The sequence below is a fragment of the Streptomyces gottesmaniae genome (assembly GCF_031845845.1).
Taxonomy (GTDB): Bacteria; Actinomycetota; Actinomycetes; order Streptomycetales; family Streptomycetaceae; genus Streptomyces; species Streptomyces akebiae.
This window is the reverse complement of record NZ_JAVRFJ010000037.1, coordinates 70,724-90,714: the sequence shown is the minus strand read 5'-3', so window position 1 is coordinate 90,714 and position 19,991 is coordinate 70,724. Positions and strand designations below refer to the sequence as shown.

Here is a 19,991-nt window from a genome sequence, read left to right as displayed (position 1 = left end):
ACCTCACCGGTCTCATTCGACAGGAACCCCATGAGCGACACTTCCCCCTACGGCTTCGAGCTTGTGCGGCGTGGATACGACCGCGCTCAGGTGGACGAACGTATCTCCAAGCTCGTCTCCGACCGTGACTCCGCTCTCGCCCGCATCACCGCTCTGGAGAAGCGCATCGAGGAACTCCACCTCGAGACGCAGAACGCCCAGGCGGCGGTGACCGATGCCGAGCCTTCCTACGCCGGTCTCGGCGCGCGCGTCGAGAAGATCCTCCGCCTCGCCGAGGAGGAGGCGAAGGACCTGCGCGAGGAGGCCCGCCGCGCCGCCGAGCAGCACCGTGAGCTCGCCGAGTCGGCGGCCCAGCAGGTGCGCAACGACGCGGAGTCCTTCTCCGCGGAGCGCAAGGCCAAGGCCGAGGACGAGGGCGTCCGGATCGTCGAGAAGGCCAAGAGCGACGCTTCGCAGCTGCGTGCCGAGGCGCAGAAGGACGCGCAGTCCAAGCGCGAGGAGGCGGACGCCCTCTTCGAGGAGACCCGTGCGAAGGCCGCGCAGGCCGCCGCCGACTTCGAGACGAACCTCGCCAAGCGTCGCGAGCAGTCCGAGCGGGACCTCGCGTCGCGTCAGCAGAAGGCCGAGAAGCGCCTCGCGGAGATCGAGCACCGCGCGGAGCAGCTCCGCCTGGAGGCCGAGAAGCTGCGCACCGACGCCGAGCGCCGTGCCCGCCAGACGGTGGAGACCGCGCAGCGTCAGGCCGAGGACATCGTCGCGGACGCGAACGCCAAGGCCGACCGGATCCGTTCGGAATCCGAGCGCGAGCTGGCGGCGCTCACCAACCGCCGCGACTCGATCAACGCCCAGCTGACGAACGTGCGCGAGATGCTGGCGACCCTCACGGGTGCGGCGGTCGCCGCCGCGAGCACGCCGGTCACCGACGACGAGCCGATCTCCCGCGGGGTCCCGGCCCAGCAGTCCCGGTAACACCGTCTCCTGCCGGCCACACCGGACGAGGCACGTGGGCCCGCGTCTCCCCTTCGGGGGGCGCGGGCCTTCGGCATCCAGGGCACCATGGCCGCCCCATCTCACCGCCTCCGGCAAGCCCGCCCTGCGGCACGTGGGGCATCCACCGGGCCGCGCCCATCGCCCGCCCGGCCCGTCCCCGGCCCGTCTGTCCCCGGCCCGTCTGTCCCCGGCCCCAGCTGCGGACCGGCCCTCCCGCACAGGCCGCCTCCACCGCGCCACTCACCGGGGCAGACCACTTGTACCGCCGCCCACTGCCTGAGCGGCCTCTACCTCGCCCCCATCCCGGCCTGTCACTCTCTCGCCCCCGCCACGGGGCGCTCCCCTCCAACCGCCCCCACCCCGACTGCGAACCGGCCTTCCACACAGGCCGCCTCCACCGCGCCGCCCTCCAAGCCGTCCCGTCTGTGCCGCCGCCCCAAACCTGAGCGGCCTCTACCTCGCCCCCATCCCGGCCCATCTCTTTCTCGCCTCCGCCACGGGGCGCTCCCCCAACCGCCCCCAGGCCCGGCTGCGAACCGGCCCTGCCGCGCAGCCCGTCTCCACCGCGCCGCCCTCCGAGCCGTCGCGTCTGTGCCGCCGCCCCCAGCCTGAGCCACCTCTACCCGGCCGCCCCGGGCACATGGCGCATCCGCCCCCCAGCCCCGGCCCGCTCTGCCTGTCCCACCCCAGCTGCGGAGCCGTCTTCCCACCGCAGGCCGCCCCCGCCGCACCACTCTCCCCGACCCGTCTGTGCCGCCGCCCCACAGCCTGAGCCGCCTATGCCCCGCCGCCCTCAGCCAGAGCCGTCTATGCCCCGCTCCCCGCAACCCGGCCGGTCGCGTCCCCGCGTTCTTCGCGCTCCTTGCTCGGGGCCGTGACAAGGCGGTACTCCGGTGGCAGGCCCCCGGCCCCCGTTCTAGCGTGGCCGCATGATCGAGCTCGACGGGCTGACCAAGCGGTACGGCGAGAAAGTCGCGGTGAACAACCTGACCTTCGCCGTGCGGCCCGGGATCGTCACCGGTTTCCTCGGACCCAACGGAGCCGGGAAATCCACGACGATGCGCATGATCCTGGGGCTGGACCGCCCGACGGCGGGGGACGTCCGGATCGACGGCACGCACTACGACCGGCTGAGGGACCCGCTGACGTACATCGGGGCGCTGCTGGACGCCAAGGCCATGCACGGCGGCCGCAGCGCCTTCAACCACCTGCTGTGCCTCGCGCAGAGCAACGGGATCCCCAGGGCCCGGGTGCACGAGGTGCTGGACACGGTCGGACTGACGTCGGTCGCGAGGAAGAAGGCGAAGGGGTTCTCGCTCGGTATGGGGCAGCGGCTCGGCATCGCCGGCGCACTGCTCGGGGATCCGCGGATTCTCATGTTCGACGAGCCGGTCAACGGGCTCGATCCCGAAGGCATTCACTGGATCCGGAATCTGATGAAGTCCCTCGCGGCACAGGGCCGGACCGTCTTCGTGTCGTCGCACCTGATGAGCGAGATGGCGCTGACCGCCGACCACCTCGTGGTGATCGGACAGGGGCGGCTCCTCGCCGACACCTCGATGGCACAGTTCATCCAGCGGAACTCGCGGTCGTACGTACGGATCCGCACCCCCCAGCGGGAACAGCTGCTCGACGTGCTGAACGCGGTCGGTGTCATGGTCGTGGAGACGGGCGACGGGGCGCTGGAGGTGGACGGCGGGAAACCGGAGCAGATCGGCGAGCTGGCCGCCCAGCACCAGGTCGTGCTGCACGAGCTGAGCCCCCAACAAGCCTCGCTGGAGGAGGCGTTCATGCGGCTGACCGCCGAGTCGGTGGAGTACCACGCGCACGACGGCCCCCCGGTGGCGAGCCCGCCCACCGCCCCCGCCTGGGGCGTCGGCTGGCAGCGGGAGGGCTGACCGTGACCACGGCCCAGGTCGTCCGCTCGGAGTGGACCAAGATCCGTTCGGTGGCTTCCACGGTGTGGACGCTGTCGCTGGCCGGGATCGTCACGATCGCGCTCGGCGTGCTGATCTCCCTGCTGTCGAAGAACGAGTTCGACAATCTGAGCCGCGACGACCGGCTCTCGTTCGACCCGACCTTCATCAGTTTCGCGGGAATGACGCTCGGGCAGCTGGCGATGATCGTGTTCGGGGTGCTCGTGGTGTCGAACGAGTACAGCACCGGCATGATCCGGACCTCGCTGGCCGCCGTCCCCCAGCGCGGCACCTTCCTCTTCAGCAAGATCGCGGTGGCCACCGCCCTCTCCTTCGCGGTGGGACTCGCGACCAGCTTCGTCACGTTCTTCCTCGGACAGGCGATGCTCGGCTCGCACCGGGCCGAGATCGGCGATCCGGGTGTCCTGCGCGCGGTCTTCGGCGGCGGGCTCTACATGACCCTGATCGCGATGTTCTCGATGGGCGTCGCGGCGATGCTGCGCAGCCCGATGCTGTCGCTCGGCATCCTGATGCCGTTCTTCTTCCTGATCTCCAACATCCTGGGCAACGTCGGCGCCACCGAGAAGGTCGGCCGCTACCTCCCCGACCAGGCCGGCAGCAAGATCATGCAGGTGGTCACCCCGGTCGACGACGACACGCCGTACGGCCCCTGGGGCGGCCTCGCCGTCATGGCGCTGTGGGTGGTGGCGGCCCTGCTCGGCGGGTTTCTGACGCTGAAGCGGCGCGACGCGTGAGCGGGGCTTGACCAGCGGTTACGTACATGCCAAAGCAACCGGCCCGTGACCTGCGCGGTTTTACTTCCTCTTGGGCGCAACCGTCAGCGCCCCGATAGGGTCCTAATCCTTACGGGGGCGTGCGCCCCGACGTCCTGAGACGATTCCGAGACGTCACGAACCGTTCGATGGGTGCGGAGCATGATCGAGGCAGTCGGCCTGACGAAGCGCTATGGCGCCAAGACAGCCGTGTACAACCTTTCCTTCCAGGTGCGGCCGGGGGCCGTCACCGGCTTCCTGGGCCCCAACGGCTCGGGCAAGTCGACGACGATGCGCATGATCCTGGGCCTGGACAATCCGACCTCCGGGCAGGTGACGATCGGCGGCTATCCGTACCGCAAGCTGCCGAACGCTGCCCGTCAGGTCGGTGCGCTCCTCGACGCCAAGGCGGTGCACGGTGGCCGGCACGCCCGCAACCACCTGCTGTCCCTGGCCCAGCTGTCGGGCATCCCGGCCCGCCGGGTGGACGAGGTGCTCGGTGTCGTCGGCCTCCAGGACGTCGCCAAGAAGCGCTCCAAGGGCTTCTCGCTCGGCATGGGCCAGCGGCTCGGCATCGCCGCCGCCCTGCTCGGCGACCCCCAGGTCCTGCTCTTCGACGAGCCGGTCAACGGCCTCGACCCCGAGGGCATCCTCTGGGTCCGCAACCTGATGAAGGCGCTCGCCGCCGAGGGCCGTACGGTCTTCGTCTCCTCGCACCTGATGAGCGAGATGGCGGTGACCGCCGACCACCTCATCGTGATCGGGCGCGGGCAGCTGCTCTCCGACATGAGCATCAAGGACTTCATCTCGGCGAACTCCGCCGACTTCGCGCGCGTCCGGACGCCGGACACCGAGCCGCAGCAGCGCGAGAAGCTGACGGCGGCACTGACCGAGGCGGGGGGCCAGGTGCTGCCCGAGCAGGACGGGGCACTGCGTGTCATGGGCCTGCCGCTCCCCCGGATCAGCGACCTCGCGCACGGCGCCGACGTACGGCTGTGGGAACTGTCGCCGCACCAGGCCTCGCTGGAGGAGGCGTACATGCGGATGACGCAGGGCGCCGTCGACTACCGCTCGACGACCGACCAGAAGGCCGGTCTCCAGCAGCCCCTGCCGCCCGGCACGCAGCCGCCGATGCCGGTGCCCGGGCAGGGCCAGCCGGGCTGGTACGCCCCGCCGGCACCGCAGCAGGGCGGCACGCCGTACGCGCCGCAGGGCCACCCCGCACCGCAGGGTCAGCCGCCGGCCGGTCCCTACGGCGCCCCGGCGCCCACAGCGCCCGCTCCGGCGCCCGCGCAACCCCAGCCGAACCCGTACGCCCAGTCCGCGCCCCCGGCCGCGCCCCCGGCCCCCGCGCAGCCCGCGGCCGCGCCCGCCCCGTCCCCCGCACCCGCGGCCCCCGCGCCCGCCGCCGACCTGACGAAGTCCGAGGACGCCCGATGAGCACGCCCCAGCCGCCCCTCACCCAGCAGCCGCCCGCCCCCAACTGGCAGGGCGCGCCGGGCACTTCGTACACCTCGCCGATCCCGGTCGTGCGCACCCACCTCGGGCACGCGATCTCCTCGGAGTGGACGAAGATCAAGTCGGTCCGCTCGACGGTGTGGACGCTGGGCGTCTTCGTCGTCCTGGTGATCGGCCTCGGACTGCTCTTCTCCCTGATCGCGGCCTCCACGGACATGAACCTGGAGGGCGAGTCCCCGCTGGGCCTCGGTCTGTTCGGGCTGATGATCGGCAGCGTCTGCATCATCACGCTCGGGGTGCTGACCACCGCGTCCGAGTACGGCACGGGCATGATCCGGACCACGATGACGGCCTGCCCGAACCGCGGCCGGGTACTGCTCGCGAAGGCCATCGTGTTCTTCGCGCTCACCTTCACGGTCACCCTGGTCACCACCGCGTTCGTCGGCTTCGCCCAGGTGGCGATCCTGGAGGACAACGGTGTGGTGAGCCCCGACGGCGAGGAGTGGTTCAAGGCCACTGTCGGCGTGAGCCTGTTCCTCGCGCTCTTCGGGCTGCTGTCGCTGCTGATGGGCTCGCTGATCCGGCACTCGGCCGGCGCGATCACCATCATGCTCGGCGTCTTCCTCGCGCCTCTGGTCATCGCGATCTTCATGTTCTCCGAGTCGCTGAAGGACGTGCAGGAGTTCCTGCTGGAGTACTCGATCCCGAGCCAGCTCAGCGTCTTCTACGGTGCGGAGATCAGTCAGTCCGGCCCGTCGGGCTGGGATCCGCTGTGGATCATGCTCGCCCTGGTGGTCGCCGGGTTCGTCGGCGCGTACGCCCTGCTGGAGAAGCGGGACGTCTGACCGAGACCACGACCGGAGTCCGCGAGGTGTCAGAACCTCGGCGCGTTACGGGACCGCTGCACCCGGGAGGTGCGGCGGTCCTTCGCGTTCCAGCAGGCCTTGTGCCAGTGCCGGCGCTCGTCGACGCCGGAGTGCTCGGGCCAGGCGACGACGTGCGGCACCCCGGAGGGGATCATCTGGTCGCAGCCGGGGCAGCGGTAGGTCTTGCCGGCCGCGCTCGCGCCCGCCACATGGCGCACGCTCCACTCCTCGCCCCGCCACGGCTCGCTGGTCTGCCAGCCGCCGTACCGGTCCGAACGGTCCTCGTCCGTACCGCGGCCTGACGGACCCGACGAACCATCGCCCTTGGGGCGGTTGCGACGCGGGGACACGGGACACCTCACGGGGCTATACAGGGAGCAGGGTTGGCGTCCAGCCTACGCGGGCCCGGTGGGGGTATGCGTACGTCACCAATCCCCTCAGAACGCCCTCCGCCCGGCGCATTCTGCAGACAATCCGCAAATCTCGTCGCCAGGCCGTGTCTTCGGCACGTGTCACGGGGTTATGCCGGTGGGGGAGCTCCCGAGTCGGAGCCGAGGAAGCAGGAAGAGCGATGCACGTAGGAACATTTGTACTGGGAGCCCAATTCCCCGGCCAGGGCCAGGGGGAGGCGCTCCACCGGGCGGTACGGACCGCCGAAGTGGCCGACGAGGCCGGGCTGGACGCGGTCTGGCTGGCCGAGCACCACTTCGTGCCGTACGGCACCTGCCCGTCGGCGATCACCCTCGCCGCGTTACTGCTGGGGCGCACCCGGCGCATCCGGGTCGGCACGGCGGTCAGTGTGCTGCCCACCGTCCACCCCGTGGCCCTGGGCGAACAGGCCGCGCTGCTGCATGTGACCTCCGGCGGACGCTTCTCCCTGGGCGTCGGGCGCGGTGGGCCGTGGGTCGATCTGGAGGTCTTCGGCTCCGGGCTGGAGGCGTACGAGAAGGGCTTCCCGGAATCACTCGATCTGCTCATGCGCTGGCTGCGTGAGCCGTCGGTGTCGGCGTCGGGGGAACGATTCAGCTTCCGTGAGGTGCCCGTCGTCCCGAGGCCCGCGGAGGACCTGGACGAGACACCGGGTCCGGAGGTCGTCGTGGCCTGCACCTCGCCGTCGAGTGTGAAGCTGGCCGCCGAGCGCGGGCTGTCGATGTTGCTGGGCATGCACGTCGGGGACGAGGAGAAGGCCGAGATGGTCGCGCTGTGGCGCGCCAGCGCCCGGGCGGCGGGCCGTTCGCCGGAGGAGATCTCCGGCGCGGCCCATGTCTCGGCCGGTGTCTGCCAGATCGCGGACCGGCGCACCGACGCCGTGGAGGCGCTCACCAAGGCGATGCCGGGCTGGCTGAAGCAGGGCCTCGACGCGCATGTGACCGTCGACGGCCGCGCTCGCGCCATGCGCGACCCGCTGGCCTACACCGAACTGCTCTGCGGGCTGCACCCGGTGGGGACCCCGCGGCTGTGCGCCGACCGGCTCGCGGCGACCAGCGAACGGACGGGCATCTCCCGCTTCGCCCTGCTCGTCGAGGGCTCCGGCGATCTGGCGGCGACGGAGGAGAACGTACGGCGACTCGGTGCCGAGGTGCTGCCTCACCTCGGCTGAGCCACTGCGGGGAGCTTGCCGCCCCGGTTACCGATGCACCTCCCGCGATGGGAGCGGCAAGCTGTGGCGCGTCATGCCCTCAGCAGTCCCGGAGTTCCGGGGACTGGTTGAGGAGTTGACCGCGGATCGAGGTGAAGCGGGCCAGCCTGTCGTCCACGGACGGGTCCAGCGGGAACACCGCCACCCGGTGGCAGTTCTGGAAGGCAAGCCGTACACCGAAGTGCCGCTGAAGCGCGCCGCGAATCGCGTCACTGGCGAGCGCGCGCAGCAATTGCCCGCGCGCCTGCTCGTCCGGCGGGGGCGTCTGGTTGTCGGCGAACTCTCCGCCGTCGACCTTCAGCTGGGCCACCAGAGAGCTGATCATCTCCCACGCGTAAGGCAGGGAGGTCCGGACGCAGTCGACGAAGGCGGCTTCGTCGACCTCGCCTCGCTCGGCCTGTTCGAGTAGGGCCGGTGAGACGTCGAGCGACATGGGTTCTCCTCTCGCACCCCCACAACAACAGGGGTTGACGGACAAGGCGGAGATCGGTCGGCGAACACGCAGAGTGCACGCTCCGCGACCTCCAGTTTCTACGGTAAGCAACCGAAGGTGACCGCACCAGGAGATTGCGCGCACCGACAGGGCGTGTGACGCACACAATCAGCCAATGCCGAACAGGAGTTGACAGCGGCACATGCCGGGGGACGACGAAGGTCCACATGAGGGGCGGGAGGACGTGACAGAGGGCGACAGTGACCGGGCGGAAGCGGCGGGGTCGTCGAACGCCGTCCGGCGGGGTGCGACGGCAGAGGAGCGGAGTACGGCGACGGCTGTTCCGGCAGCCGAATCGCGCGCACCCGTCGGCGTCGAGTAGCGTTGCCGACCATGCGTCTCGTCATTGCCCGCTGCTCCGTCGACTACGCGGGCCGGCTCACCGCCCATCTCCCCTCGGCCCCTCGCCTGATCCTGGTGAAGGCCGACGGCAGCGTCTCGATCCACGCGGACGACCGGGCCTACAAGCCCCTCAACTGGATGTCCCCGCCCTGCACGCTGAAGGAGGGCTCCGGGGACGAGGAGGGCGTCTGGACCGTCGTCAACAAGGCGGGCGAGAAGCTCATCATCACGATGGAGGAGGTCCTCCACGACTCCTCGCACGAGCTGGGCGTCGACCCCGGGCTGATCAAGGACGGCGTCGAGGCACACCTGCAGGAACTCCTCGCCGACCGCATCGAAACCTTGGGCGAGGGCTACACCCTCATCCGTCGCGAGTACATGACCGCCATCGGCCCCGTCGACATCCTGTGCCGGGACGCCGACGGCGCGACCGTCGCGGTGGAGATCAAGCGGCGGGGCGAGATCGACGGCGTCGAGCAACTCACGCGGTACCTGGAGCTGTTGAACCGCGACCCCCATCTCGCGCCGGTCCGCGGCATCTTCGCCGCCCAGGAGATCAAGCCCCAGGCCCGAGTCCTCGCCACCGACCGCGGCATCGGCTGCGCGGTCCTCGACTACGACGCCCTGCGCGGCATCGAGGACGACAAGCTGCGCCTGTTCTGAAGCGGTCGCCACCGCCGCGTAGGCCCGCCGGGCCGGTGGACGCACCGCCGCGCGAGCGGAGATGCGCGGATCTGCGCGTACTCGACGCCGGGGGCGGCACTGCCTCAGCCCCCGGCGTACCGGCGCGCCGACTCGTTCTGCTGGGCCATGCGCCTCAGCGCCAGCAGTGCGGGTTCCAGGAGGACGGTCAGCAGCAGCGCGCGTTCGGCGGCCTCCAACGGGTCCTCGATCCCGTCCAGTTGGTCGAGGTCGAGGGTCGCGGTGCGCTCCGCGAGGCGGGCGTACGGCAGCAGCGCCTGCCAGTCGAGCGGGGCGCCCAGCGTGCGCAGCGTGGCCAGGGTCTCGGCCAGGACCGCGCGGGCGGGTGCCGACTCGTGCACGTGCCAGCCCAGTTCCTCGACGAGGGCGTCGACCTTCGCCGTCTCCGACGGGGCCTCGATGGTTTCCTCGCCGAGCCGGATGGCCCCCAGGGCGAGACCCAGCTGTAGATGGGTGTCCCCGGCGTGCTCAGCCAGGGCACCCAGGAGCTCCCGGGTGGTACTGACGGACAGCCCCCGGACGCCGATCAGCGCACGGATCAGCCGGAGCCTGCGCACATGGCTCTCGTCGTACTCGGCCTGCGTCGCCGAGATCTGCCGCCCGGCCGGGAGCAACCCCTCACGCAGGTAGTACTTGATCGTCGCGACGGAGACACCACTGCGGCGGCTCAGCTCGGAGACACGCATCGGTCGCCCTCCGCACTAGAAGTTGGATACCTCCACTGTCTAACATAGATAGTGAAGGTATCTAATATCTCTCGGAGAGGGCCACAGCCATGCCCACCCTGCCCTGGACCACGGTCAACACCCCCGCACCGGACACCGAGGCGTTCGTCATGGCCTCGCGGTTCGAGGTCCGGTCGTTCAAGGACGTACCGCGCTTCTTCCTGCGATCCCTGTCCGCGTGGAAGCAGGTCTCCGGCGCGCCCGGGGCCTACGGCGCCTCGCTGGTAGCCGAACCCCTGAAGCGCACGTTCTGGACCCTGTCGGCGTGGGAGGACAAGGACGCGCTGTACACGTACGCGAGGACCGAACCGCACCGGTCGATCATGACCGGCCTGCGGCCCGTGATGAAGGACTCGGTCTTCACCTTCTGGCAGGCCCCGTCGGCCGATCTGCCCATCGCCTGGCCGGACGCCCGCCGCCGCCTCGCCGAGGAGGCACGGAACCGTTCCTGATCCCCGACGGCCACGCACCGCACCGCGCAGAGCACGGGGAACGAGCCGCCCTCGCGCGGCGCGGCTTGCCGTCTCCTCCCGGCGCGGCCGCCCCGTCGCCGTCAGGCCACGGTGTCGGCCGGAGGCTCGGGCACGGTCGCCGAGGCGGTCGTCGCCGTGGGGGCGGTGGCGGTGTCGGTGGTGCCGGGGGGTGGCGGGTCGTCGGTCTCCTCGGTCTCGCTCGGCGTCGGTGTGGGCGTAGGAGTGGGAGTGGGGGTGGGCGTAGGAGTCGGCGACTCCGACTCGTCGTCGCTCTCGGACGGCGTCGGCTTCGGGGAGGTCTTCGACGGCGAAGGCGACGGCTTGCCCGACGGCCCCTTCGTACCGCTCGGGTCGTCCGAGGGCCCCGCCGTGTCCGAAGGGGTGGGATCGTCCGACGTGCCGTAGGTGCCGTCAGGTCCCGGGTCGGTCGGTTCGGGCAGGGTGCCCGGGGTGTCGTTCTCGTCGCCCGCCTTGGGACGGTCCGCGACGAGGCCCCCGTCGTCGGTGCCCTCGCTGGCGGACGGGTTGACGCCCACCTTCTCGGCGGGGGTGTCACCGTTGCGGTCGGAGGTCGCGCCGAGGGTCACGACGGTGCCCAGGACGGCCGCGAGGAGCGCACCCGCACCCGCCGCGACGAGATTGCGCCGGGCGCCGCCGACCAGGGTCTTGAGACTGCTCAGCCTGTGCGCGGGCGACCTGGAGCCGGCCCGCTGGGTGACGAGCGTGCTGTCGCCGGCCATCGGCGTCGAGGAGGCTCCGGCGTTCGCGGCCACCCCCGTTCCCCACACCCCCGAGCCGGTCGGCGTCCCGAAACCGGCCCCGCCGGGGCCCGTGGCCCCGAGACCGGCCCCGGCCAGGCCCGCCGACGGGTATGCCGACGGCACGCCTCCGGGCGGTGAGGCCGACTCCTCGTGCCGGGCGTCCGGCACCTCCTCCCCCGCCGCCGTGCGCCCCCCGGGCGGTGTCGCCCCGGAGCGGTCGGCGACCAGGGCGAGAGCCCGGCGTCCGGCGACGGTGCCGCGCTTGTCGGCGAGGACGTTGCGCAGCCCGATGGAGGCCTCCAGCTCCGCCCGGGCCCGCTCCAACTGCCCGGAGCAGAGCGCGAGGACGCCCAGCTCGTGGTGGAAATAGGCCTCTTCACCGGTCTCGCCGACGAGAGCGGCCGCCTCGGCGCCGGCGCGGAGCGCCCGCTCCCAGGCGTTCCAGCGCAGCCCGGCGGCGAACGTGGGCGCGGCCTGCCGGGCCAGCACCACGGCGGCGCTCTCCTCGTCCTCGCCGGGCGGGGTCGTCACGGGCACGAGCGCGGTGAGGGCGGCCAGGACGGCGTCCGCCTCGGCCGAGACCCGCTCGGGGGTCACCGAGGGGTGTCCGGCCCACCAGGCGTAGTGCTGGGCGGCTGTGCGGGCGCGCGTCTCCGCGTCATCGGCGTACCCGGCGGCCTCCAACTGCGTCCGCACCCCGGCCGCGAGCCGGTAGCGGGCACCGACAGGTGTCACCAGGGCGCAGCCGACCAGCTCGCCGAGGGCGGCGTCGGCGTGGGTGTCGCCCACCAGGGCGGGCAGGTGCGCCTGGTGCGGGATCTCCCCGCCGAGCGCGACGGCGAACCTGAGGGTCTCGCGGGCGGAGGCGCTCAGCCGGGAGGCGAGCAACGCGGCGGGCGCGGCCCCTTCGGCGAGCGACGGCAGGGGCACGTCGTGCCCGTCCGGGACGGCGTCGAAAGGCGCGTCGACGGGCGGCGCCTCCTGGAAGACCCCGAACTCGTCGACGGCGTCCGCACCGGCCCGCTGCCGATCCCGCTGCCTGAGCAGTGCCCCGGCCTGGGTGAAGCGCAGCGGCAGTCCCTCGGACTCGAACCAGAGGTCACCGGCCCAGTTCGACTCGTCCTCGGTGAGCGTCCGCCCGACGACGCGCTCCAGGAGCTGCTTGCTGCCGGCCCTGTCGAAGCCGCCGAGGACGATCTCCTCCAGGGGCGCGTCGGCGGACGGCAGGGGGGTGTCGGGGGTGGCCCCGATCAGGAAGGCGCACTCGGGGGTGGCGTCGAGCAGTTCGTCGAGCGCGATCCCGCCGAACTCCAGGTCGTCCAGGACGACCACCGCGCCGATGTCCCGCACGATGTCGAGGATCTGCTGCCGGGCGGGCCGGAACAGCGGTGTGCTGTACACGGCTGCGAACAGTTCGTACAGCAGGTCGTCGACCGTACGTCGGAAACCGCTCAGCCGGACGACGCCGTCGGGGGCCAGATCCGCGCAGTCCTCGGCGACCGCGTCGAGGAGCGTGGTGCGACCGGAGCCGGGGGCTCCGGTCAGGCGCACGGAGCGGCCCCGCGCGAGCAGCCGTACGAGACGCGCCCTCTCCTCGTCGCGCTGGAGCAGGGGCAGTCGGGGCAGCGAGGGGCCCGGGGGCACCGGCGGCCGGGCGGCGCGGTCGATGACGGCGCGCTCGGCGGGCGTGTGCTTAACGGGCTGACCAGGCAGTTCGCCCGGTGGGCAGTTCTCTATCTCGCTGCCGTCGACGGGATTGACGGTGAGCAGGAAGTCACCCGAGACGAGCTGGACGGTGCGGGCGAGTGCCGGGGCGTGCCGGTCGAAATCCTGCGTCAGCGCGTCCCGTGGCGGACGCTTGCTCTGCGCCTGTCCGTCGTCATGGCCGTACTCTTCGGGTCCCCGGTTGTTCGGGTCCATCGGTCCTAGCCCCCCAAAAGCGTCTCGTGTGCTGGAGCCCCTCCCGGCCGTGTCGCACACCGCGCTGTCGCTTCTGGTCCGGAACCCGCTCGAGGGTAGCTGGCGGCGGGCAGCCGAACCCTAAACCTTCGCACAGTATCTCCGACAGTCCGGGGTCCCGCGCCGTCCGAGACATCACAGTCTCGTGAGGATTGCGAGCGTGGTGCGTTTCGCCCTCATGGTCCGCACTGGTCCCCTGGGTTTCAGTCCCCCCTGACGACCGGAGGGGTCGTGCCGACCGGAGGGTCGTGCCGACCGGGTGTCCCGCACACACCGAGCCATACGTACGAGCCCGCACACGCGTTCACACGCGGGGCAACGACTCCAGACCGATTCCGCCCTCGATCGCGAGGATGCGGTGCAGCCGGGTGGCCACGAGCAGCCGCTGCATCTGCGGTGGCACATCGCGCAGCACGAGCCGCCGTCCGCACCGTCCCGCCCGCCGGTGGGCTCCCATGATCACCCCGAGTCCGGTGGCGTCCCAGGAGTCCAGCTCTGACAGGTCGAGCACCAGGTCGCCGGCTCCGTCGTCGACGGCCGAGTGCAGGACCGTACGGGCGTCCGCCGCGCTGCGTACGTCGAGGCGGCCCCCGACGACCAGCTCGGCGTGGTCGCCCCTGATGTACATAAGCGCTCCCGTGAGTGCGTCTCGTACTCCGTGATGTGGGTGATGCAACGTCTGACGGTGTTTGACACCGCCAGGTTGCCGTCTGTGAGCGAACCGATACCGAATTCACCTCAAGGGGTGAGGCCGGAGAGGCTCATGCGTTCACATGCCTGGGAGGGGCCGCCCATGACGTGGGGCCGGGTGTCAGCCCGGTCCGCGTCAGTAGGTGTAGAAGCCCTGCCCGCTCTTGCGTCCGATGTCACCGGCGTCCACCATCCGGCGCATCAGCTCCGGAGGGGCGAACTTCTCGTCCTGGGACTCGGTGTAGATGTTGCTGGTGGCGTGCAGCAGGATGTCGACGCCCGTCAGGTCCGCCGTGGCCAGCGGTCCCATCGCGTGGCCGAAGCCCAGCTTGCAGGCGAGGTCGATGTCCTCGGCGGTGGCGACGCCCGACTCGTACAGCTTCGCGGCCTCGACGACGAGGGCGGAGATGAGACGGGTCGTCACGAAGCCGGCGACATCCCGGTTGACGACGATGCAGGTCTTGCCGACCGACTCGGCGAACTCCCGTGCGGCGGCGAGCGTCTCGTCGCTCGTCTTGTAGCCGCGCACCAGTTCGCAGAGCTGCATCATCGGCACCGGCGAGAAGAAGTGGACGCCGACGACCCGCTCGGGCCGTTCGGTCGCCGCCGCGATCTTGGTGATCGGGATGGCGGAGGTGTTCGAGGCGAGCACGGTGTCCTCGCGGACGACCTTGTCGAGCGCCCGGAAGATCTCGTGCTTCACCTCCAGCTTCTCGAAGACGGCCTCGACGACGATGTCCGCGTCGGCCGCCGCGTCGAGGTCGGTGGTGGCGGTGATCCGCCCCAGTGCCGCCTCGGCGTCCTCGGCCGCCAACTTCCCCTTGCTCACGAACTTGTCGTACGACGCCCTGATGCCGCCGATGCCACGGTTGAGCGCCTCGTCGGTGACGTCGCGCAGGACGACGTCCCAGCCCGCCTGCGCGGACACCTGGGCGATGCCGGACCCCATGAGTCCGGCTCCGATCACGGCGAGCTTCCGTGCCACTGTGCGACTCCCCTGGTACGCGCTGTCGATGACTGACCTCTCGGCCGGACACTAGCGCTCGTGAGGGGCCGTGTGACCGCTTAGTAACGCGAGTCACGTCTCAATGGACGGACATCACACCAGCAGCACTCACTGGAAGGGTCGCACGGCGTAGTTGAGCACCTTCTCGCTCAACAGGCCCTCCATCTCGCCCAGGAGAAGAAGCACCTCTCGGGACACTTCGTCCGGATTGCGCCCGGCGAGCATCTCGCGCCCGATGACGGCCATCACCGTCTGGTGGACCCAGTTGATCTGACCGGCGATCAGGGTCGGCAGGGAGTCGTCGGGGTCGGCGCCGGTCTCCTCGCGCAGGGCCGCCTCCAGGTTGTCCTGGATCTCCTGCTGGATGCTCCACAGCCGGGAACGCAGGGCGGGCGCCTCGTGGATGGCCTTCATGAAGCGGTCGTAACCCTCCATCAGGCCGACGCGCGGCGAGACCGCCTCGACCTCGGCGCGCAGTTCGCGCAGCACGGCGGCGACGGCCGACTCGCCGCGGTCGCGGGCGCGCACCCAGCGGGCGAGCCGGTCGACGATGCCGGCGCTGCGGTCGAAGAAGAGGTCCTCCTTGGCGGGGAAGTAGTTGTAGACCGTGTTCACGGAGACGTCGGCCGCGTCGGCCACCTCCGCGATGGTGACGGTCACGAAGCCGTGCTCCAGGAACAGACCGGTGGCGATGTCCGAGATCCGTTGCCTCGTCTCACGCTTCTTGCGCTCCCTGAGCCCCTCTGCCATGGGCACATCGTAGGTCGCCGCGTCGTCCCGCGGAATTTCGCTGGAGCCCTACAAAGTTTGGTGTCATTGCAAAATTTCAGTGACTCTGTTTTTCTGGTGGCATGCCCATCATCAGTGCGGCCGGTCTGAGCCGTACCTTCCGGACGAAGCGCGGCCCCGTGGAGGCCGTGCGCGACATCGACCTCACCGTGCGCCCCGGCGAGATCCTCGGCCTCCTCGGCCCGAACGGCGCCGGGAAGACCACGACCCTGCGGATGCTCACCACCCTGCTGCCCCCGACCGGCGGCGCGGCCACGGTCGCGGGCCACGACCTGGCGACCGACCCCGTCGGGGTGCGCCGGGCCTGCGGCTACGTGGCGCAGTCGGGCGGTGTGGACCCGCAGATCACCGTGCGGGAGGAGCTGGTCACCCAGGGGCGGCTCTACCGTCTGACGAAGAGCCAGGCCGCGGAGCGGGCCGCGGAGTTGGCCCGCGACCTGGATCTGACCGAGCTGCTGGACCGCAAGTGCGCCACGCTCTCCGGCGGCCAGCGGCGGCGCCTCGACATCGCCATGGCGCTCACCCACCGCCCCCGGGTCCTCTTCCTCGACGAGCCGACGACCGGGCTCGACCCCGGCAGCCGCGCCGACCTCTGGGAGCTGGTCCGCCGCCTGCGCGACGAGCACGGCACCACGGTCCTGCTGACGACGCACTACCTCGACGAGGCGGACGCCCTCGCCGACCGGATCGTCGTCGTCGACCGGGGCCAGGTCGTGGCGGACGACACCCCGAGCGCGCTGAAGCTGACCCACGGCGGCTCGGCCGACGCCACGCTCCAGGACGCCTTCCTGGCCATCACCGGGCGCGGGCCCTCCCCCGCCGACACCGCCCCCGTAGCCGTCTAGAACCGGTCAGAGGACTCCGATGCTTCTTCACGACACCGCGCTGATCTTCGGGCGGTACACCCGCCAGACCCTGCGCTCCCGCTTCGCGATGCTGTTCGGCGTACTGATGCCGCTGCTGTATCTGCTCTTCTTCGGCCCGCTGCTCACCGAGGTCCCGCTCGGTGCCCGGGGCAGCTCCTGGCAGGTCCTCGTGCCGGGCCTGCTGCTGCAGCTGGGCCTGTTCGGGGCGTCGTTCGCGGGCTTCATGGTCATCCTCGAACAGCAGACGGGAGTGATCGAACGGATGCGGGTCACCCCGGTGAGCCGACTGGCGCTGCTGCTCGGCCGGGTGCTGCGCGACACCGCGGTCTTCGTGTTCCAGGCGGTGCTGCTGGTGCTCGCGGCCCTGGTCATGGGCCTGCGCGCGCCGCTCGTCGGCATCCTGATCGGCTTCGCGTTCGTGGCCCTGCTGACGGCCTCGCTCGCCTCGCTGTCGTACGCGCTCGCCCTGAAGGCCCGCTCGCAGCACGAGTTCGGCCCGGCGGTCAACGCGCTGACCCTGCCGTCGATGCTCCTGTCGGGCCTGATGCTCCCGATGTCCCTGGCGCCCGGCTGGCTGGACCTCCTGTCCCACTTCGTACCGTTCCGCTACCTGGTGGACGCGATGCGGGACGCGTACGTCGGCGCGTACGCCACCCCGGCCATGCTGTACGGCGTCCTGGTCGCCGTGGGCCTCACCGTGATCTCCGTGACGGTGGGCACACGGGTCTTCCGGACGGCCGGGGCGTAACTACGCTGGTCACATGGTCAATCTGACGCGCATCTACACCAGGACCGGCGACCAGGGCACCACCAACCTCGGCGACATGAGCCGGGTGCCCAAGACCGATCCGCGGATCTCGGCGTACGCGGACGCCAACGAGGCCAACGCGGCCATCGGCACGGCGATCGCGCTGGGCGGGCTGGACGAGGAGGTCGTCAAGGTCCTCGTGCGGGTGCAGAACGATCTGTTCGACGTGGGCGCGGACCTCTCGACCCCCGTCGTCGAGAACCCGGAGTTCCCGCCCCTGCGGGTCGAGCAGTTCTACATCGACAAGCTGGAGGCCGACTGCGACCGCTTCAACGGGGAGCTGGAGAAGCTGCGCTCCTTCATCCTGCCCGGCGGCACCCCCGGTGCGGCCCTGCTGCACCAGGCCTGCACGGTGGTCCGGCGTGCCGAGCGCTCGACGTGGGCCGCCCTGGAGATCCACGCCGACGCGATGAACCCCCTCACCGCGACCTACCTCAACCGGCTCTCCGACCTCCTGTTCATCCTCGCGAGGACGGCGAACAAGGAGGTCGGGGACGTGCTGTGGGTGCCCGGCGGGGAGCGGTAGCCGCTCCCCGCCGCGCTCTCGCGGACCGGGCTCAGCCGCCGCCCGTCGTTCCGCGAGCCCGCTGGTAGAGGCCCGTGGCGACGAGGACGCCCCCCACGCACATCATCACCACGCCGACCTTGGTCAAGGTGACGACCGGGACCTTCACCCCCTCGGTGGAGAGCCACAGCACCAGGCCGATCACGAAGGTGGCGGTCCCCTCCAGCAGGTTCCTCGTGGCCCGGCCGGCCGTCCTGTCCGGTGTGCCGCTCATCGCCCGCTCCTCTCCTTCGCGTACCGGGAGTCCCGGTCCCCGTCCCGCGGGGCGTCCGGTTCCTTCTTCGGCCAGATCGTGTAGGCGAGGGCGACCAGGCCGTGGATGCCGGCGGCCCGGAGGGCGACCCACTGGAACGACCTCAGCGAATCGACGTTCCCGTCGTCACCGACGTACCAGACGGCCAGCTGGAGCAGGGCCAGCGCCACCCCGACCGCCACCAGCGTCCGTGTCCACAGCCTGCCCTCGTGGCGGGCCCTGGCCAGGCCGTACTTCGGCGGACCCGGCGGCTTGGGCCCGCCGGCCAGGCGGTGGGCCGCGTGGCCGTCCAGCCAGCTGATCATGTAGTGGCCGTAGCCCACGGTGAAGCCGATGTAGAGCGCCGCCACCCCGTGCTCCCAGCTCGGCTCGGCGCCGTTCTTCAGGTCGATCGCCGTCACGACGAACAGCACCAGCTCCAGCACGGGCTCGCAGAGCAGCAGCACGACACTGGCCCGGCGCTTGTTCAGCAGGTAGCGGACGGCCAGGGCCAGTGCCAGCAGCACCCAGAAGCCGACTTCGCAGGCGATGATCAACGCGACGATCACGATGCGCTCCTCTCGTTCACCCTTCCAGGCTCCCGGCGCTCGGCCGCCGATTCGTCGTCGCCGGTGACGAGGCCGCGGTACATCGAAAGATGCAGTCCAGGACCGTTCGCGGGCACCAGGCGCCGGGCGCCCCGCCCGTGTTGGATGGAGGGCATGGCCGTACGACCGCCCCGCCCGCACCGCATGGACCTGTGCATCGCCGCCGCCGGACTCCTCGGCGGTCTGCTGCTGTGGGGCCTGGGCCTCGACACCCGTACGCCCCACGACGGCATCGTGATGTTCGAGAGCCACTGGTGGGTCCTGCCGCCCCTGGTCGCGATGGCCGTCTGCGAGGCGCTGCGCCGGACCCTGCCGCGCACCGCCCTGCTGGTCGGCTGGGCCGCGCTGACCCTGGACACCCTCACCCAGGGCAACCTGATCACGGTCCTGATGTTCACCGACCTGGTCTACGCCGCCGTGCTGTACGGCCCGCCCGCCACGGCCCGCCGGGTGCCCTGGATCTCCGGCCTGGTGACCGTCGCCTTCACCGTGGTGCCGCTCACGGCCTTCCGGAAACCGGAGGCGCTGCTCATCGGGGTGGTGGTCGGCCTGGTCTCCCTCATGCCGGCCATCACCGGCTGGATCGTCCGCAACCACCGCGACGCCGCCGAGGCCGCCCGGCTGCGCGCCGAGCAGACGGCCCTGCTGGCGGAGATGGACCGCGCCCAGGCCGTGGTGTCCGAACGGGCGCGTATGGCAAGGGAGTTGCACGACATGGTCGCCAACCACCTCTCGGCGATCGCGATCCACTCCACGGCCGCGCTCTCCCTCGACGACCCGGACACCTCCAGAGAGGCCCTCGGGGTCATCCGCGAGAACAGCGTGGCGGGGCTCGCCGAGATGCGCCGGCTGATCGGCATCCTCCGGGACTCCGGCGACGATGCCGAGCCGTCGGCCGCGCCCACCCTCGACGGGCTCGGCTCGCTGGTCGACACCGCCCGCACCAACGGGCTCGACGTCACCCTCGACGCCGACCACGGCGACTCCCTCCCCGCCCCCGTGGAACTGGCGGCTTACCGCATCGTCCAGGAGTCGTTGACCAACGCGCTCAAGCACGCCTGCCCCGGCCGGGTCACCGTCGCGCTGCGCCAGGCCGACGGCGCCCTAGACATCGCCGTGGCCAGCCCGTACGGCGACCGTGACGGCCCGAGCGCACCCGGCTCCGGCGCGGGACTGGTCGGGATGCGGGAGCGGGTGGCCCTGCTGGGCGGCACGTTCGAGGCGGGTCCCGAGAGCGCGGGGCACGGCAAGATCTGGAGCGTCCGCGCCGCCCTCCCCGTCACGGACGGGGAGCCCGCGTGACCCCCGCGTCCGGCACCGCAGTCGAAGG

General features: G+C 71.2%; 21 protein-coding genes. 12 read left to right on the top strand and 9 right to left on the bottom strand.

The features are described from left to right. The first annotated feature begins 30 nt into the window (after nucleotides 1-30). The 5 genes from RM704_RS33735 (at nucleotide 31) to RM704_RS33715 (ending at nucleotide 5,982) form a co-directional block, all read left to right on the top strand. Nucleotides 31-969, top strand: coding sequence for a coiled-coil domain-containing protein (locus tag RM704_RS33735; RefSeq protein ID WP_033529339.1), 939 nt, complete (start codon nucleotides 31-33; stop codon nucleotides 967-969). Nucleotides 970-1,919: 950 nt separating this feature from the next. Then, nucleotides 1,920-2,888, top strand: coding sequence for an ABC transporter ATP-binding protein (locus tag RM704_RS33730; RefSeq protein WP_033528228.1), 969 nt, complete (start codon nucleotides 1,920-1,922; stop codon nucleotides 2,886-2,888). A gap of 2 nt (nucleotides 2,889-2,890) precedes the next feature. Continuing rightward, nucleotides 2,891-3,661: an ABC transporter permease gene (locus tag RM704_RS33725; protein ID WP_033528227.1), complete on the top strand. Its 771-nt coding sequence runs from the start codon at nucleotides 2,891-2,893 to the stop codon at nucleotides 3,659-3,661. 180 nt (nucleotides 3,662-3,841) lie between these two features. Next, nucleotides 3,842-5,119 (top strand): ABC transporter ATP-binding protein, encoded by a 1,278-nt coding sequence (locus RM704_RS33720; protein WP_311591801.1) that lies wholly within the window; start codon nucleotides 3,842-3,844, stop codon nucleotides 5,117-5,119. Further along, nucleotides 5,116-5,982 (top strand): ABC transporter permease subunit, encoded by an 867-nt coding sequence (locus RM704_RS33715; RefSeq protein ID WP_033526490.1) that lies wholly within the window; start codon nucleotides 5,116-5,118, stop codon nucleotides 5,980-5,982. Before RM704_RS33720 ends, RM704_RS33715 begins: the two co-directional genes overlap by 4 nt. A 29-nt stretch (nucleotides 5,983-6,011) precedes the next feature. On the opposite strand, the gene RM704_RS33710 is transcribed toward RM704_RS33715, so the two are convergent. Then, nucleotides 6,012-6,353, bottom strand: a complete 342-nt coding sequence (locus RM704_RS33710) for an Rv1322 family protein (RefSeq protein WP_033526491.1) — start codon at nucleotides 6,351-6,353, stop codon at nucleotides 6,012-6,014. 221 nt (nucleotides 6,354-6,574) lie between these two features. Between RM704_RS33710 and RM704_RS33705 the strand changes: the two genes are divergently transcribed. Next, a complete protein-coding gene (locus tag RM704_RS33705; protein ID WP_033526492.1) occupies nucleotides 6,575-7,603 on the top strand; it encodes an LLM class flavin-dependent oxidoreductase in 1,029 nt (342 codons plus the stop codon). A 79-nt stretch (nucleotides 7,604-7,682) separates the two neighbouring features. Here RM704_RS33705 and RM704_RS33700 read toward each other — a convergent pair whose 3' ends face one another. Continuing rightward, nucleotides 7,683-8,075, bottom strand: a complete 393-nt coding sequence (locus RM704_RS33700; RefSeq protein ID WP_005480204.1) for an SCO5389 family protein — start codon at nucleotides 8,073-8,075, stop codon at nucleotides 7,683-7,685. Nucleotides 8,076-8,468: 393 nt separating this feature from the next. On the opposite strand from RM704_RS33700, the gene nucS reads away from it, so the two are divergent. Continuing rightward, on the top strand, nucleotides 8,469-9,140 hold the full coding sequence (gene nucS, locus RM704_RS33695) for an endonuclease NucS (RefSeq protein ID WP_033526493.1): 672 nt from the start codon (nucleotides 8,469-8,471) through the stop codon (nucleotides 9,138-9,140). Between the two features lie 104 nt (nucleotides 9,141-9,244). On the opposite strand, the gene RM704_RS33690 is transcribed toward nucS, so the two are convergent. Continuing rightward, complete coding sequence (locus tag RM704_RS33690) at nucleotides 9,245-9,865, bottom strand: MerR family transcriptional regulator (protein WP_033526494.1); 621 nt, start codon at nucleotides 9,863-9,865, stop codon at nucleotides 9,245-9,247. Nucleotides 9,866-9,954: 89 nt separating this feature from the next. Here RM704_RS33690 and RM704_RS33685 point away from each other — a divergent pair, with 89 nt between their 5' ends. After that, nucleotides 9,955-10,356 (top strand): hypothetical protein, encoded by a 402-nt coding sequence (locus tag RM704_RS33685; protein WP_033526495.1) that lies wholly within the window; start codon nucleotides 9,955-9,957, stop codon nucleotides 10,354-10,356. A 101-nt stretch (nucleotides 10,357-10,457) separates the two neighbouring features. On the opposite strand, the gene RM704_RS33680 is transcribed toward RM704_RS33685, so the two are convergent. From RM704_RS33680 to RM704_RS33665, 4 genes are all read right to left on the bottom strand, one after another. Then, a complete protein-coding gene (locus RM704_RS33680) occupies nucleotides 10,458-13,058 on the bottom strand; it encodes an orc1/cdc6 family replication initiation protein (protein WP_033526496.1) in 2,601 nt (866 codons plus the stop codon). 343 nt (nucleotides 13,059-13,401) lie between these two features. Further along, nucleotides 13,402-13,725, bottom strand: a complete 324-nt coding sequence (locus RM704_RS33675) for an STAS domain-containing protein (RefSeq protein WP_033526497.1) — start codon at nucleotides 13,723-13,725, stop codon at nucleotides 13,402-13,404. A 198-nt stretch (nucleotides 13,726-13,923) separates the two neighbouring features. Next, a complete protein-coding gene (locus tag RM704_RS33670) occupies nucleotides 13,924-14,772 on the bottom strand; it encodes a 3-hydroxyacyl-CoA dehydrogenase family protein (RefSeq protein WP_033526498.1) in 849 nt (282 codons plus the stop codon). Nucleotides 14,773-14,901: 129 nt separating this feature from the next. After that, nucleotides 14,902-15,543 (bottom strand): TetR/AcrR family transcriptional regulator, encoded by a 642-nt coding sequence (locus RM704_RS33665; RefSeq protein WP_033526499.1) that lies wholly within the window; start codon nucleotides 15,541-15,543, stop codon nucleotides 14,902-14,904. A gap of 101 nt (nucleotides 15,544-15,644) precedes the next feature. On the opposite strand from RM704_RS33665, the gene RM704_RS33660 reads away from it, so the two are divergent. The 3 genes from RM704_RS33660 to RM704_RS33650 are packed head-to-tail and all read left to right on the top strand — an operon-like array spanning nucleotide 15,645 to nucleotide 17,782. Continuing rightward, on the top strand, nucleotides 15,645-16,427 hold the full coding sequence (locus RM704_RS33660) for an ABC transporter ATP-binding protein (RefSeq protein ID WP_033526500.1): 783 nt from the start codon (nucleotides 15,645-15,647) through the stop codon (nucleotides 16,425-16,427). Nucleotides 16,428-16,446: 19 nt separating this feature from the next. Further along, nucleotides 16,447-17,196 (top strand): ABC transporter permease, encoded by a 750-nt coding sequence (locus RM704_RS33655; protein WP_033526501.1) that lies wholly within the window; start codon nucleotides 16,447-16,449, stop codon nucleotides 17,194-17,196. Nucleotides 17,197-17,209: 13 nt separating this feature from the next. Beyond that, nucleotides 17,210-17,782, top strand: coding sequence for a cob(I)yrinic acid a,c-diamide adenosyltransferase (locus tag RM704_RS33650; RefSeq protein ID WP_033526502.1), 573 nt, complete (start codon nucleotides 17,210-17,212; stop codon nucleotides 17,780-17,782). 31 nt (nucleotides 17,783-17,813) lie between these two features. Here RM704_RS33650 and RM704_RS33645 read toward each other — a convergent pair whose 3' ends face one another. Next, on the bottom strand, nucleotides 17,814-18,035 hold the full coding sequence (locus tag RM704_RS33645; RefSeq protein WP_033526503.1) for a DUF5708 family protein: 222 nt from the start codon (nucleotides 18,033-18,035) through the stop codon (nucleotides 17,814-17,816). Then, complete coding sequence (locus RM704_RS33640) at nucleotides 18,032-18,622, bottom strand: hypothetical protein (RefSeq protein WP_033526504.1); 591 nt, start codon at nucleotides 18,620-18,622, stop codon at nucleotides 18,032-18,034. The genes RM704_RS33645 and RM704_RS33640 overlap by 4 nt, the downstream gene beginning before the upstream one ends. Nucleotides 18,623-18,775: 153 nt before the next feature. On the opposite strand from RM704_RS33640, the gene RM704_RS33635 reads away from it, so the two are divergent. Continuing rightward, nucleotides 18,776-19,963: a sensor histidine kinase gene (locus RM704_RS33635; protein WP_033526505.1), complete on the top strand. Its 1,188-nt coding sequence runs from the start codon at nucleotides 18,776-18,778 to the stop codon at nucleotides 19,961-19,963. Nucleotides 19,964-19,991 lie beyond the last annotated feature (28 nt).